This is a genomic window from Methylobacterium tardum (genome assembly GCF_023546765.1).
Taxonomy (GTDB): domain Bacteria; phylum Pseudomonadota; class Alphaproteobacteria; order Rhizobiales; family Beijerinckiaceae; genus Methylobacterium; species Methylobacterium tardum.
In genome coordinates, this window is the sequence record NZ_CP097484.1 from 2,197,780 (window position 1) to 2,211,493 (window position 13,714).

The 13,714-nt window shown below is 67.0% G+C and carries 14 protein-coding genes, 1 tRNA gene and 1 pseudogene; 6 read left to right on the top strand and 10 right to left on the bottom strand.

The window, feature by feature from the left end; genetic code table 11:
* Positions 1-637 precede the first annotated feature (637 nt).
* Positions 638-760: a hypothetical protein gene (locus tag M6G65_RS33460; protein ID WP_283214926.1), complete on the bottom strand. Its 123-nt coding sequence runs from the start codon at positions 758-760 to the stop codon at positions 638-640.
* A gap of 158 nt (positions 761-918) precedes the next feature.
* On the opposite strand from M6G65_RS33460, the gene M6G65_RS10355 reads away from it, so the two are divergent.
* Positions 919-1,590, top strand: a complete 672-nt coding sequence (locus tag M6G65_RS10355; RefSeq protein WP_238200307.1) for a recombinase family protein — start codon at positions 919-921, stop codon at positions 1,588-1,590.
* A 40-nt stretch (positions 1,591-1,630) separates the two neighbouring features.
* On the opposite strand, the gene M6G65_RS10360 is transcribed toward M6G65_RS10355, so the two are convergent.
* A complete protein-coding gene (locus tag M6G65_RS10360) occupies positions 1,631-1,972 on the bottom strand; it encodes a hypothetical protein (RefSeq protein ID WP_238200309.1) in 342 nt (113 codons plus the stop codon).
* A gap of 979 nt (positions 1,973-2,951) precedes the next feature.
* Here M6G65_RS10360 and M6G65_RS10365 point away from each other — a divergent pair.
* The 5 genes from M6G65_RS10365 to M6G65_RS10380 all read left to right on the top strand — a co-directional run bounded on the left by M6G65_RS10365 (position 2,952) and on the right by M6G65_RS10380 (position 5,860).
* Positions 2,952-3,455 carry a hypothetical protein gene (locus M6G65_RS10365; protein WP_250103900.1) on the top strand — a complete coding sequence of 168 codons (504 nt, stop codon included), beginning with the start codon at positions 2,952-2,954 and terminating at the stop codon, positions 3,453-3,455.
* On the top strand, positions 3,455-3,946 hold the full coding sequence (locus M6G65_RS10370) for a hypothetical protein (RefSeq protein WP_238200313.1): 492 nt from the start codon (positions 3,455-3,457) through the stop codon (positions 3,944-3,946). Before M6G65_RS10365 ends, M6G65_RS10370 begins: the two co-directional genes overlap by 1 nt.
* Positions 3,947-4,221: 275 nt before the next feature.
* Positions 4,222-4,614, top strand: coding sequence for a hypothetical protein (locus tag M6G65_RS33965; protein WP_430929569.1), 393 nt, complete (start codon positions 4,222-4,224; stop codon positions 4,612-4,614).
* A 240-nt stretch (positions 4,615-4,854) separates the two neighbouring features.
* Positions 4,855-5,094, top strand: a complete 240-nt coding sequence (locus M6G65_RS10375) for a DUF6894 family protein (RefSeq protein WP_238200350.1) — start codon at positions 4,855-4,857, stop codon at positions 5,092-5,094.
* Positions 5,095-5,128: 34 nt separating this feature from the next.
* On the top strand, positions 5,129-5,860 hold the full coding sequence (locus M6G65_RS10380) for a Crp/Fnr family transcriptional regulator (protein ID WP_238200348.1): 732 nt from the start codon (positions 5,129-5,131) through the stop codon (positions 5,858-5,860).
* 13 nt (positions 5,861-5,873) lie between these two features.
* Here M6G65_RS10380 and M6G65_RS10385 read toward each other — a convergent pair whose 3' ends face one another.
* The 8 genes and pseudogenes from M6G65_RS10385 to pdxY form a co-directional block, all read right to left on the bottom strand.
* Positions 5,874-6,842 (bottom strand): tyrosine-type recombinase/integrase, encoded by a 969-nt coding sequence (locus M6G65_RS10385; protein WP_250103901.1) that lies wholly within the window; start codon positions 6,840-6,842, stop codon positions 5,874-5,876.
* Positions 6,843-7,133: 291 nt separating this feature from the next.
* A pseudogene (locus tag M6G65_RS33970) lies at positions 7,134-7,232 on the bottom strand (DUF6538 domain-containing protein); the annotation flags it as partial.
* 99 nt (positions 7,233-7,331) lie between these two features.
* Positions 7,332-7,421: transfer RNA gene (locus tag M6G65_RS10390), tRNA-Ser, on the bottom strand.
* Positions 7,422-7,562: 141 nt separating this feature from the next.
* Positions 7,563-9,830 (bottom strand): glycogen debranching protein GlgX, encoded by a 2,268-nt coding sequence (glgX, locus tag M6G65_RS10395; RefSeq protein WP_238196601.1) that lies wholly within the window; start codon positions 9,828-9,830, stop codon positions 7,563-7,565.
* 121 nt (positions 9,831-9,951) lie between these two features.
* The gene (locus M6G65_RS10400; protein WP_238196602.1) at positions 9,952-10,926 is read right to left on the bottom strand and encodes an ABC transporter substrate-binding protein; all 975 of its coding nucleotides are present in this window, start codon (positions 10,924-10,926) and stop codon (positions 9,952-9,954) included.
* Positions 10,927-11,146: 220 nt separating this feature from the next.
* Positions 11,147-11,857 (bottom strand): NUDIX hydrolase, encoded by a 711-nt coding sequence (locus tag M6G65_RS10405; protein WP_238196603.1) that lies wholly within the window; start codon positions 11,855-11,857, stop codon positions 11,147-11,149.
* Positions 11,850-12,734 (bottom strand): PhzF family phenazine biosynthesis protein, encoded by an 885-nt coding sequence (locus M6G65_RS10410; RefSeq protein ID WP_238196604.1) that lies wholly within the window; start codon positions 12,732-12,734, stop codon positions 11,850-11,852. The genes M6G65_RS10405 and M6G65_RS10410 overlap by 8 nt, the downstream gene beginning before the upstream one ends.
* Positions 12,735-12,798: 64 nt before the next feature.
* A complete protein-coding gene (gene pdxY, locus M6G65_RS10415) occupies positions 12,799-13,650 on the bottom strand; it encodes a pyridoxal kinase PdxY (RefSeq protein WP_250103902.1) in 852 nt (283 codons plus the stop codon).
* Positions 13,651-13,714: the final 64 nt, after the last annotated feature.

The following is a 13,714-nucleotide window of genomic DNA, read 5'->3' on the forward strand; positions in this document are numbered from 1 at the left end:
CACAGCGCATTGTCCCTAAGCTTTGGGGCCCTAGATGCACGGAGGTCTTCCCGGCGGAAAATCGACCCGTTGTACACTTGATCGCGTTCGCGGGGATCAAAGTGCTCTCTGCCACCCTGCTCCCGGCCATGTAGTCCTAGGAGTGCCGCTATTTCCCCGAGCAACTACACCGAGGGCACGTCGTCCCCACCCTGTCGTCAATAGTGATCACGTGGTTCGGGCACCGCCTCAGCAGCGGTCTCGGAGGGTGACGCCGAACATTCCTCCCGAAGTTCGAGACCTAGCTCCACTCTTCGAACCCCGAGTCATCTGTGGCCTTGGTGGTGATCACGACTTTCTCCAGACCTTGGCCGCCGATCCGGCTGCGGATCTCTCTCGTCAATGGCCGCTTCATGATGGAGATTGTCGTCCACTCCGAGGACCCAGTCCGCTCACGCGTGCTCCTGAAGTTGCGCTCGGCGTCGTTGAGCAGGGCCTTCTCGAACCCCTCGTCGGCGCTGATATCGTGATTGTCCTCGTTGAAGGACGCCTGCTTGATCGAGTGCGTCCTCCGCGGAGTTCGAGATCATAGAGGCCGTGATCCAGGGCTATGCCCTGCCGATCTCGAAAGGATGGTCCTCTCCGGAGGTCACCATCTTCACCGAGGGCACAGTGGCGAGCCCTCGTACCCGTTGTTCTCGAACTTCGGGCAGCGCGCCTCACGGCGGTGCAGGATCATGCCCAAGAACGTCGCGTCCATGGTCACCTCGACGGTGATCATGCCCTTCGTGGCTGTTCGAGATCTCGGCGGCGGTGGTCGTCTGGCCAACCGTTCCGCATCCTGTCCCAAAAACCCTCTCGTTTTCGGCTCCCATTTTCCCTTCGCGGCGGCTCTTATGTCGGCCTGTCCCGGAACCATCTGGTTCTGGGACAGGGCTCGTGGCCGTAGGCTTGGCCGAGGCGCGGATCCGTGAGAATCTGGGGGCGATGAAGGTCGCACTCTATGCCCGCGTAAGCACGTCCAAGGGGCAGACGGTTGAGAACCAACTTCGCGAACTTCAGGCGGTTGGTGCCCGGCTGGGCTGGACCGTCGTGGCGATCCACATTGATGAGGGGATCAGTGGCGCGCGTGGGCGCGATCGGCGGCCGGGCTACGATGCTCTCCTCAAGGGAGTCGCCCGGCGCGAGTACGATCTAATCGCGGCCTGGAGCGTGGACCGCCTCGGGCGTTCGCTCCAGGACCTCGTCGGCTTCCTCGCCGAGGTTCAGAGCCGCGGGGTCGGTCTGTACCTGCACGTCCAAGGGCTCGACACAACGACGCCCTCGGGTCGGCTGCTCTTCTCGCTCTTGTCGGTCTTCGCCGATTATGAGCGCAGCATGGTCCGTGACCGCGTCCTGGCGGGTTTGGAGCGCACGCGATCGAAGGGCACTCGCCTCGGTCGGCCGCCGCTGGACGCGGAGAAAGCCGAGGCAATCCGGGCGCTACTGGCAGCCGGGGTCGGGATCCGAGAGACGGCGCGCCGGACCGGCGTCGGCGCCTCGACCGTGCAGCGCGTGCATGTGGCGATGACCGCCTCCCAGGATGAGGAGACAATCACCGCCGCGGCGTGATGAGCGGGTCGCGATCAAGACACTCCGCTCAGTGCGTTCGTTAGCTGAGGCGCCTGCGGATCTCGTCCAGAGCAGCCCTCGCGCTGGTGGGAGGCGGAGCATACGGCGGGGTGTAGGAGCCGGGCGCCGCGAGCCCGTACTGATGGATCTCCGCCGCGTTCCGGCTCCAGAAGGTGCGCTTGAAGAAGCGCTGGTCGTCACGCAGCTTGAAGCCGATGAGGACGTGGTGAGGCCAACGGGTCAACGCCCAAGTGTCCTCAACCTCCCTGGTCGAGAACTCGGCATGTTTATGCGCCAATTCGATCAACTTCAAAACGGCAGAAGAGCGATAATTGTAAATCGGCAAGGCGTAGGTGTACTTAACGTCTTCGTTCTTGTTCACGGTAAAAGAGGTCCTTACCGGCAGAAGCGCCGATAAACTTACAATACTACCTCGTGTCGGAGGTCGCATTATTTTAATCTCGATCGATGGCTCGAAGATCATCCTCCGGACCATCGCCGACGTTCAGCCCGCGAGGATCAGCCCGACCAGTGGTTCGACCGGCTGGATCCGTTCGCCAGGATCCCGCGGCAGCCGAGGCTCCCCGAGGGGCACCCAGCGTGGAGATGGGGCCTGGGAGACGCCCGCCGGATCGGTGGCTGGATCTGACTATAGAGTGTGTGTGCCCCGGCGATGCCGGGCGCCCGCAGGTGGTATCGTGGCGGCGCGGTTCGGGCATCGGGGCTCGCTTAATTGGCCCTGGGTGATAGGGCGCCTCGGTCGATGGCGGTACTGGTTCGCAGGTGGCATCCGGTGGCCGATCCGCTCCTGCGGATCCGGGTGTTGATCCCGAGGCGACGAGCCAGAGGCGAGGAGCACGAGGCGTTCCCCGTCGAGTTCATTTGGCGGGCGACGGGCGCAGCACGGCGGTCGTCGATTTTTCTCTTGCGAGACGAGTGAAGCGCGTCGAGCGGTGTCACTCCGTTTTCTTCCGAGACGAGGGGCAGCAGCCCTGTTTCTCATTGAACAATATTCTTCCTTGCACCTGAACTTGATCAAGATGTTCAATGAGAATGGCTGCCGATCAGGAGCGCTTCCCATTCATGAGGATCGAATAATATTGAGGCGGCCTCCAGGGGGCTGGTAAAGTCTACCTATTGCTTCAAGAGGTTTTCCCCCCAATGCGTGACTCCGACTGGCTCGACGCCTTCATCGGCAGCGAGCCCACCGTTCCCCTCATGTCCTCGCCCCCACTCTGCCTGAGGCGGACGCTCCTCTTACTCTGTCCCGCGCGTCCGCGCCGCGGCCTGCCGGGAAGAAGCCGAGGAAGGACAGCAAGCCCTGGTTCACCCGGTTCCCGCCGCTGGGTCGGGTCCGCGCCATGCGGGCGCAGTTCTTCGACAACGGGCCGAACCCCGGCAAGGGCAACACCCAGCATACCATCAAGTTGCGGGTCTACCTCGGCGACGGCATGCCCTTGAACCAGCGCACCCCGCACTGGCACCGGCTCGTCGAGCTCATCGACCCGAAGAAGGTTGTGGCCTGGGCCGAGCAGGAGCACGCCGCGGGCCGGATCCCGGAGACCGGGCTCGCGCCCTACCGCGAGGCTGCCGACGCCGCCGCGGCCTGGATGCGCGACGAGCCGGAGGCGCTGTGGGCCAAGATGGGCCACATCGGCTCGCCGCCCGGCAACCACTACTTCCACGGCCAGTTCCTGCTCGTCGTGGCGGGCGAGGAAGGGATGGAGGCGCGCCTGCACCTTGACGCCGAGGTCATCGAGATCGGCCCGTTCTACGCCAACACCCGGTCCAAAAAGGCGAACGCGCCCAAGCGGCACGCGCTCTACGACCCGCACGGCCTCGTCGCCGGGACGGAGGACGCGTGATGGCCGATATCGATCCCGCCAAGCTCGTCGCAGCCCTGCGCAAGGCCATGACCATGGTCGAGGCGCTGTCGCTCAAGGTTGAGTTCCTGGAGGAGCAGAACGCCAAGCGCGCCCGCACCGAGGAGGAACTCGCCCAGCACCTGATGCGCCTGCGCACGGAGATGCGTGAGCGGAAGATCCACATCGACGACGTGTTGATCGCCAGCGTGAACGCCCTGATCGATCATCAAGATGCCGAGAACGAGCGGATCCGTGCCCGCCTCGGCGAGCAGGAGAAGGACCTGCGCTACCTCCAAAGCTACGTCGCCGGGCACGAGGTGGCGTTGATCAACCTCACCGGGCAGGCACCGGAACTGGTGCTGCTGGAGGACCTCGAAGCCGAGACGTGTGCGTCGCCTGTCGTCGAGGTCGGGGCGCCCGTCTCCTACCCTGAGCCGGAGGCGGGTGGCTGCGGATCCGATGTGAGCCCCGCGACGACTGCCGGGCGCTGACGACCGAAGGTCGGGACCATGGAGCCTCGCTTGACGCGAGGTCCCACGGTGTTACCCCTTGAGCAAGGAAGCGAGACTATTGATCGTGCGGTAGAAATCGGTGGCTGGGGCGAATCCCGCTCCCTCCGCCAATTGCCTATAAACCACTGTCAATAAACGGTTTTTAGCTCTCGCTTCGAACCCACTTGGTGACACAGTGTCATCGTGGCCGTTGAGGAGAGAGGTCAGCGGTGCGCCGCCCGGAGTACCTGCAACGTCGTCGCGGGCGCTGGTACGTGCGGCTCAGGGTCCCCGCCCACCTTGTCGCGACAGTCGGCCAGCAGCATCTCGTCAGGGCTCTCGACACGGACAGCGAGACTGCTGCCCGCGAGCGACGGTGGCTCGCGCTGGCGCTGTTGTGGGACTGGATCGGTGCGCAGACCGTCTCGGACGGTTGGGAGCCCGCCTGGGCGGCTGAACTGACCGGTTCAGGACGGTCCCGTGACGATGCCGGGCGAGAGTGCCCCGACCCTACTCCTCATCCTCCTCCCAAGAGGCGATCCCGAAAGGGTAGCCAGGACCATGCTCCCCAAGGTGTCTCATCGCGCCAGACCACGATCCTCACGACGATGGAGCGCTGGTTGAAGGAGATCGAAGGGGTGCAGCATTTTGGAACCTGCCTCTGGTAAGCCGCCTCTGACATTGGGCACCTGCCGCCAGCAACCGCTCCCAACGCTTCTCGGACCTTCCCAGCCCTAATGGCCCAAAAGGACCGCGTCCTATCGTTAACCTATCGGTCGCTGCCCATTGTCACCTAAGTCAGTGCGGCCGAGGTCCGTGCCGAGTAGGTATATCCATCGCTGGCTCCTACCCGAGCCGTCAGCGACTGCGAGACCTGCGTGCTCCCGGCTCGTGACCGGAGCGCCAGCGTGCCGCGCTACTTCTTCGACATCCACAACGGTGGCCCCAAGCGGGATGACACCGGCACCGAGTGCGCCGACCTCGACGCGGTGCGCCAGCAGGCCCTGCGCACGCTGCCCGAGATCGCCCGCGAGGAAATCCCCAGAGATGGCGACCGTCAGACCTTCACCGTGCTGGTCACCGACGAGGACGGGCACCCGGTCTACTCTGGGACGTTAAACTATGCCGGGTTGTGGCTGCTGCGCTGACAGTAAGCCGATCTGCGACGCGGCGGGGAACGCCATGTCCAATCCGCTGATCCGCAAGCTGGAAGCTGTCGTTGACTTCACCGACCGAGACCGAGCGGTGCTGGAGCAGGTGTGTAAGTCCACTCAGCCCATTGCGGCTGGGCGGGACATCATCCGACAAGGCGACCGACCCAACAACGTACATCTCGTGCTCGATGGCGTCGCCTTCCGTTACAAGGTGATGCGGAACGGTGGACGCCAGATCGTGGCCGTGCTGGTGCCGGGTGACTTTTGCGACCTGCACGTGGCGATCCTGGGCGAGATGGACCATTCCATCGGCGCACTTACCCCCTGCACGCTGGCGGTGATCCCACGTGAGACGATCCTTGATCTGACGGAGCGCCACCCCCGCATCAACCGCGCGATGTGGTGGGCGACGCTTGTGGATGAGGGCACCTTACGCGAGTGGCTCACCAACATCGGTCAACGCGAGGCGGCCGAGGGGCTGGCGCACATCTTCTGCGAGTTGTTGCTCCGGCTTCAGAGCGTCGGCGCGGCGGATGCCAACAGCTATCCAATGCCGTTGCGCCAGAACGACCTTGCCGACGTGCTCGGCATGACGAGCGTGCATGTTAACCGCACCCTACAAGCGCTGCGGGAAGCGGGTCTGATCGTGCTGGAACGGCGGCGGCTCACCATCCCGGACGTGGATCGGCTGAAGGAGTTCTGCGGCTTCGATCCCGCCTATCTCCATCTCCGTCCGCGGCAGCCCGAAGCAGTAGGGTAGACTGCCTGTTACGCTAGGGTCCGGCCTCCGCTCCTGGCCGACTTAGCGTGCAGGCACCAAGCGTCAGGGTTTGAAGGTGCTTTTTCACAGGAGGCTCGATCACACGATCAAGAGCGTCGATGGCGGCGCGGAGTTGCTCAGGCACAAGCCCTGAAGAGTAAACGGCGAGGGCGAGCGTCGGCTTGGCATGCCCCATAAGCTCAGCGATGACGCTGCTGTTGACCGCCGTTGTGTGGGTAGAGGCCCGTTCAAGATAGGTCGCGAAGGACCGCCGGAAGCTATGAAAATCGACCTGCTTGCTCGGTCCAAGCACCTTCTGTCGGAAGGTCGCAAATCGCTTCACCACGATCCAGCTTCGTTTCCCGTCCGGCCCTGCGGGGGTGAGGCCCGAGAACACCCAACCATCAGATGAGCTTGCTAATCGCCGCTGCATGATCGGCCACGCCAGTTCATGAACTGGTACGATGCGCCGGGCGTTCTCCGTCTTCCCATGTGAAATGCGGAACGCCCGCTCGTCAGCAATCACGTCGGCAGTACGTAGTTGGCAAAGCTCACCTATGCGGCAGCCAGTCAGTAGGCCGATCCGCATGAGGTCGAACAGCACCGCCCCATACCGTTGGCCCATGATTTCGACAGGGTCTGCCCTGAGCAGCGCAACAAGCTCGTCAGCAGTGTAGGCGCGCTTAGCCGATCCCTGCTTCGAGGGCTTTGCAAAGCTACCCTGGCCTCGCCACGGGTTGTTACCGACAAAGCCACGCTTGGTGAGCCACTGCCACATGGAAGAAAGCGAGGCGATTTTCCGATTGATGGTTTTCTGAGATGCTCCACTCCGCAGCAGAACCTCGCCAACGAAGTCGCCTGCGACACGTCGATCTACCCTACGAACAGAACAATTTGGCGGCTGTGTTCGAGCGAACTCCCGCACCGCCAAGGCGTGCTGCATTCTCGACTGCTTCGTCTGCACCCCTTCGATCTCCTTCAACCAGCGCTCCATCGTCGTGAGGATCGTGGTCTGGCGCGATGAGACACCTTGGGGAGCATGGTCCTGGCTACCCTTTCGGGATCGCCTCTTGGGAGGAGGATGAGGAGTAGGGTCGGGGCACTCTCGCCCGGCATCGTCACGGGACCGTCCTGAACCGGTCAGTTCAGCCGCCCAGGCGGGCTCCCAACCGTCCGAGACGGTCTGCGCACCGATCCAGTCCCACAACAGCGCCAGCGCGAGCCACCGTCGCTCGCGGGCAGCAGTCTCGCTGTCCGTGTCGAGAGCCCTGACGAGATGCTGCTGGCCGACTGTCGCGACAAGGTGGGCGGGGACCCTGAGCCGCACGTACCAGCGCCCGCGACGACGTTGCAGGTACTCCGGGCGGCGCACCGCTGACCTCTCTCCTCAACGGCCACGATGACACTGTGTCACCAAGTGGGTTCGAAGCGAGAGCTAAAAACCGTTTATTGACAGTGGTTTATAGGCAATTGGCGGAGGGAGCGGGATTCGAACCCGCGATACCGTTTCCGGTATACACACTTTCCAGGCGTGCGCCTTCAACCACTCGGCCACCCCTCCGTCCGCGGACCGGGCACCCGGGCGCACAAGCGGGGCGCCGGGCGCAGCCAGGGCCGCGCGGTGCCGTGCTGTTAGCCGGGTGCGCCGCCGTGCGCAAGGCGGAGACGGCCGGGCGGTGCGAAAACCGCCCGGCCGCGGGTTTCAGCCTTCCGCGTCGAGGTGGAACCGGACATGCTCCACGTTCGCCCGCTCGAAGGCCTGCATCACGTGCTGGTACGAGCGCTCCATGGCGTTGTCGCCGTCGCCGGGGCTGTCCTCGGGCTTCAGCACGAACATCAGCAGCGAGCGCCCGGTCACGTCGTAGCCGATGCCGAACTTGAAGCTCTCCACGTCCTGGCTGTCGGGCAGGTTGGTGTCGAGGAGTCGCGTCCAGGCAACGCCGCCCACGGATTCGGGCAGCGTGAACGTCACGAGGTCGTGGTGGGCGTTGAACATGATCAGCAGGGTCGCGTCGCCGCCGCGGCGGTGCAGGCCGGTGGCCTGGGCGCGGCCGTCGAGCTGAACCGCGAAGGCGCGGGCGCCGCCGTCGGTCCAATTTTCGGGCGTCATCTCACTCCCGTCCGGGCGCAGCCACGCCACGTCCTTGACGCCGAACTCCTCGTCGTACTGCCCGGTGAGGAACCGTCCGCGGCTCAGGATCGGCAGGGCGTTGCGCAGGATGATCAGGCGCTGGGTGAACTCGGCGAGGTCCTGCTCCTCCTCCCCGATCGCACCCCAGTCCAGCCAGGAGACCTCGTTGTCCTGGCAATAGGCGTTGTTGTTGCCCTGCTGGGTCCGGGCGAACTCGTCGCCGGCGAGCAGCATCGGCGTGCCGCGGGACAGGAACAGGGTCGCCAGCATGTTGCGCATCTGGCGCAGGCGCACCGCCCGGATCTCCGGGTCGTCGGTCGGACCCTCGACGCCGTAATTGTACGAGAGGTTGTGCGAGTGGCCGTCGCGGTTGCCCTCGCCGTTCGCCTCGTTGTGCTTGTCGTTGTACGAGACCGTGTCGTGCAAGGTGAAGCCGTCATGGGCGGTGAGGAAGTTCACCGAGGCCCAGGGCTTGCGCCCACGCTTGTTGAACTTGTCGGCCGAGCCGGCGATGCGCGCGGCGAGGTCCGGAAGCAGGCCGGCATCGCCCTTCCAGTAGGCTCGGACGTCGTCGCGGAACCGGTCGTTCCACTCGGCCCAGCCCGGCGGGAAGCCGCCGACCTGGTAGCCGCCCGGGCCGCAATCCCACGGCTCGGCGATCAGCTTCACCGAATTCAGGACCGGATCCTGCCGGCAGGTGTCGAGGAAGCCGCCGCCCTCGTCGAACCCGTAGGGCTCGCGGCCCAGGATCGTGGCGAGGTCGAAGCGGAAGCCGTCCACCTGCATCTCCTGCGCCCAGTAGCGCAGCGAATCGGTGACGAGCTGCAGCACCCGCGGATGCGACAGGTTGAAGGTGTTCCCGGTGCCGGTGTCGTTGATGTAGTAGCGCGGCTCGTTGGGCATCAGCCGGTAGTAGGAGGCATTGTCGATCCCCTTGAACGACAGAGTCGGCCCCTTCTCGTTGCCCTCGGCGGTGTGATTGTAGACCACGTCGAGGATCACCTCGAGACCGGCGCCGTGGAAGCGCGAGACCATCTCCTTGAACTCGGAGAAGGCGAAGTCCGGCACCGCCGCGTAGCGCCGGGCGGGGGTGAAGAACGAGATCGTGTTGTAGCCCCAGTAATTCACCAGACCCTTCTGCTCGAGGTAATCGTCCTGCACGAAGGCGTGGACCGGCAGCAGCTCCACCGAGGTGACGCCGAGGCTCTTGATGTAGTCGAGCACGTCCCGGGTGCCGAGGCCGGCATAGGTGCCGCGCAGCTTCTCGGGCACCCGCGGGTCGAGCTTGGTCATGCCCTTCACGTGGGTCTCGTAGACGATCGTCTTCTCCCACGGGATCAGCGGCTTCTGGTGCCGCCCCCAGGTGAAGGCCGGGTCGATCACCCGCGAGCGGCGGGTGTAGGGGGCGCTGTCGCGCTCGTCGAAGGTCAGGTCGTCACCCGATTCCATCTGGTAGCCGAACAGGGCCGGGTTCCAGGTGATCGAGCCGACGAGCCCCTTGGCGTAGGGGTCGATCAGCAGCTTGTTGGGGTTGAACCGGTGGCCGGCCTTCGGCTCGTAGGGGCCGTGGACCCGGTAGCCGTAGATCGTGCCGGGCCGGGCATCGGGCAGGTAGCCGTGCCAGATCTCGTCGGTGTACTCGGGCAGCTCGATCCGCTCGATCTCCTGCTCGCCCTGGTCGTCGAACAGGCAGAGCTCGACCTTGGTGGCGTGGGCGGAGAACAGCGCGAAGTTAACGCCGAGCCCGTCCCAGGTCGCGCCGAGGGGATAGGGTTGGCCTTCCTGGATGCGCGAGCGGGTCGCGCGGGCCTGCGATGCGGGACGACGGGAATCGGACATGAACACTCCGGAACGCGACCCGCCCGGCCACGTGCCGTTGCGGGGAGCCTCTGGTGAACGTGCCGAAAACAGCGAAGCTCCCGCGCTGCCGCAAAAATCACGGGCGCCGCACGCCCGCGCCTCAGTTCGAGGCCGCGGCCGTGAAGCTGCGGTCGACGGCCCGGCCAACATCGAGCGTTTTCGACAGGATGCCGTACCGGGTCGCCCGGTCCGAGGCCTCCTGGACCTCCTTCACGACGGCGTCGTCGATCGCGACCGGGCTGGTCCGCTGCGCCGTGTAGGCCGCGCGCAGGACGTCCTCGGGCAGCTTGGTCAGCTCGGCCGTGTTCCGGGCATAGGCATCGAGGTGGTCCAGCGACCACAGCCGCGCCTTGTTCAGGCGGAGCAGGAAGTCCTGCAGGGCGGCGCGCTTGGTGGCGATGGCGCTGTCCGACGCGACGATGAACGTGATGGTCGGCGTCAGGTCCGCGCCGTCGGCGATCGGGCGGGCCTTGTCCTTGAGTGTCGCGAACGAAACGTAGGGGTCCCAGACCGCCCAGGCATCCACCGAGCCGGCCATCAGCGCGACCTTGGCGTCGACCGGGTTGAGCGGTGCGAAGATGGCCTCGGACGGCGCAATCCCGGCCTTCTCCAGGGTCGCGCGGATCAGGAACTGGCCCCAGCCGCCGCGGGTGCCGGCGAGCCGCTTGCCCTTGAGATCGGCGGCCGAGCGGATCGGGGAATCCGCGCGGACCAGGATCGCCTGGGTCCGGGGATCCGACTTGGTGCCGCCGATCGCCTTGATCGGCGCCCCGGCCGCGTAGACCGTGAGAAAGGAGAGGTCGCCGGTATAGCCGACGTCGAGGGCGCCGGCGTTGAGCGCCTCCAGGATCGGTGCCGCGGCCGGGAATTCCGACCACTCGATCCGGTAGGGCAGATCCTTCGCGGCGCCGGCGATCTCCAGGAGCGACCGGTTCCCGCCCTTCTGATCGCCGACGCGCAGGACGACCGTGTCGGCCGCGAGCGATGCCGCCGCCGAGGCCACGGTGACGGCGGCGGCCAGCAGGACGGCCGCGAGCCGGCGGCCGGCGGGACGAGCGTGAGATCCGGTGCGCATGAAGCCTGTCGCCGTCTGCGGCCCGCGACGCGCGAGCCCTTCGGGACGGCCGAGTTTATGGTTGCGCCAGCGGCGATCAATGAAATGGGATTCTGTATTGCACGCGCATCGTACAAGAACATCGCGTCGAGCCGACGTGCACGAGACGATCTAGGTCTCTCCCCGCAGGTGCCAGCGGATCATGTCGGCGCAACCGCGCCGGGCCCGGCGCGGTTGCGCGTCAGGATCGGGACCCGAACGCGTCTGCGAGATAGGCGCGCACGAAGCCCGGCATCCGCGCGGCGTCGATATCCGCGGTGCTCCGCGCGCTGTGCAGGCGGGCGAGTTCCGGCTCGGCCTCGCCGCGGAGATGGGCCCCGATGCGCGCGTCGAGCGCCGCGGCCGAATCCGGGAAGCGCACCGGACGCAGGAAGGCGAGCTGGCCCTCCCCGTCCAGCAGCACCCACTCGGTGGCGGCGCCCTCGGGCAGCGCCAGGCCGGTCTCCTCGGCGAGTTCCCGGGCGGCGCTGCCGGCGAGGTCGACGCGGTTGCCCCGCATGTCGTCCGGGTCCGGCGTGCCGCACGGGAAGTAGAGCTGGCCGGCATTGGCCGTGTGGGCGCCCATCTCGCCGAGGAGGACCGCGCCGTCCGCCGTCCAGGGCACGATCGCCGCGAAGGCGTTGGCGACCTGCGGGTCCGCGACCCTGAAGTTCCGGTATGCCGTGAAGGTAGAATAACGGACGGCGAACAGATCGACCCGGGCGGTCCCGTCCGCGACGCTGTGGGCGCAGCTCAGGAGGACGGTGCCGTCGAACAATCCGGGGCTCCGCCGGATCCGGTCCTGCCAATGCGCCGCGATCGCGGCGGCATTCTCGCGGGGAAAGGCCCAGTCGTAGGTCACGATCCGCGCCGTGACACCGGTCAGGCGCGTGATGCGGAAGCCCTCAGACATGCAGGGCGCCGTCCGAGACGATCACGGCCGCGCCGCCGATCTCGACGCCCCGCAGGGCACCCGCCGCGATGGTGAGCTGGAGCGCGATCGTGCTCGGCCGGCCCATCGCCTGTCCCTGGCGGATCGCCACGTCGTGCGTGCCCTCCCCCAGGGTCTCGAACTGCATCAGGACTCCCGCGAAGGCGGAGGCCGCCGCCCCGGTGGCGGGGTCCTCCGGGACGCCGAAATTCGGCGCGAACATCCGCACCCGCCAGCTCTGGCCGGTCCCCTCGGGATCGGGCGTGTAGAGGTAGAGCCCGTCCGCCGGATCCGGCGCCTGGGCCGGCCGGGCGGCGTCGACGGCCGCCACCGAGGCGACCGGCACGCAGGTGAAGCTCGGGCCGACCCCGTGGCGGCTCGGCACGTGCCGGCCGGTGCCGATGTCCCCGGCGGTCAGGCCGAGGAGCGGCGCCAGAATTTCGGGCTCGGGACCGGGGCCGAGGAACTCCGGCAGGGTCGGCAGCCGGAACCGCGCCCGGCCGCCCGTGCCGTCGGCCAGGGTCTCGACCACGCAGGGGATGATCCCGATGCCCTCCTCCAGGCCGAAGGCACGGGCATCGCCCCGGGCGGGATGCTGCAGCGCCAGCAGCACCGCGGCGCCGACCGTCGGGTGGCCGGCAAACGGCAGTTCCCGACCCGGGGTGAAGATGCGTAGACGCGCCCGGTGCCGGGCCTCCGCGGGCGGCAGCACGAACACCGTCTCGGACAGATTGAACTCCCGCGCGATGGCCTGCATGGCCGCGTCGTCGAGCCCCTCGGACTCGAGCACCACCGCGAGCGGGTTGCCCGCGAGCCGCTGCTCGGTGAACACGTCCAGGGTGACGAAGCGGCGCGCCATCGTGTCGGACCTTCCTGCTCTCGCTGTGCCGGCCTGGCCGCATCGGGCGCGGCCGGGCCGTGTCTCAGACCGCCTCGACCGTGAAGGTCTCGCTCGGATTCACGTACTCGTCCTGCGCGGCCACGGTCAGGATCTCCCGGGACCCCGCCTCGGCGGTCCGCTTCAGGAGCCCGTAGACCGAGGCCGCCGCCGCGCCGAGCGCCGCGGCGGCCGAACCGGTGCGGGCGTAGTGGACCAGGAACAGGGCCGCGATGCAGTCGCCGGCGCCGTTGACCGCGATCGCGAGGCGCGGGGTGCGCACCCGGAAGAGCTGCCCCTCCGCGCCGGCGAGCAAGTCGATCCTGTCCGGCGGCGTGTCGGCGCAGAGCGCCGAGGTCACCAGCACCACGCGGGGCCCGGACGCCTGGAGAGCGGCGATCGCGGCTCCGGCCTCGGCGAGCGTCCGGCTCGGCAGGCCGGTGAGGAGGCCCAGCTCGAACTGGTTGGGGGTGAGGATGTCGGCCTGCGGCACCGCGCGCTCGCGCAAGAACGCCTCGATGCCGGGCCGCACGTAGACGCCTTCCTCCACGTCGCCGATCACCGGGTCGCAGCAGTAGAGCGCCGCGGGATTCGCCGCCCGCACGGCGGCCACCGCCTCCAGGATCGCGGCCCCGATCTCGGGCGAGCCCATATAGCCCGACAGCACCGCGTCGCAGGTTCCGAGCACGCCGCGCTCGCCGATGCCGCTTCGTACCACGTCGCGGATCATCGCCGCGTCGAAGACCGGGCCGCGCCACGCGCCGTAGCCGGTGTGATTGGAGAACTGCACCGTGTGCACCGGCCAGACCTCGACTCCGAGCCGCTGCATCGGGAACACCGCCGAGGCGTTGCCGACATGGCCGTAGGCGACGTGGGACTGGATCGACAGGACGTTCAACGCGCGACTCGCTCTTGGCCGCGCTAGGGTTAGCCGGTTCCCGCCCCGCCCGCACCCCTGTCCC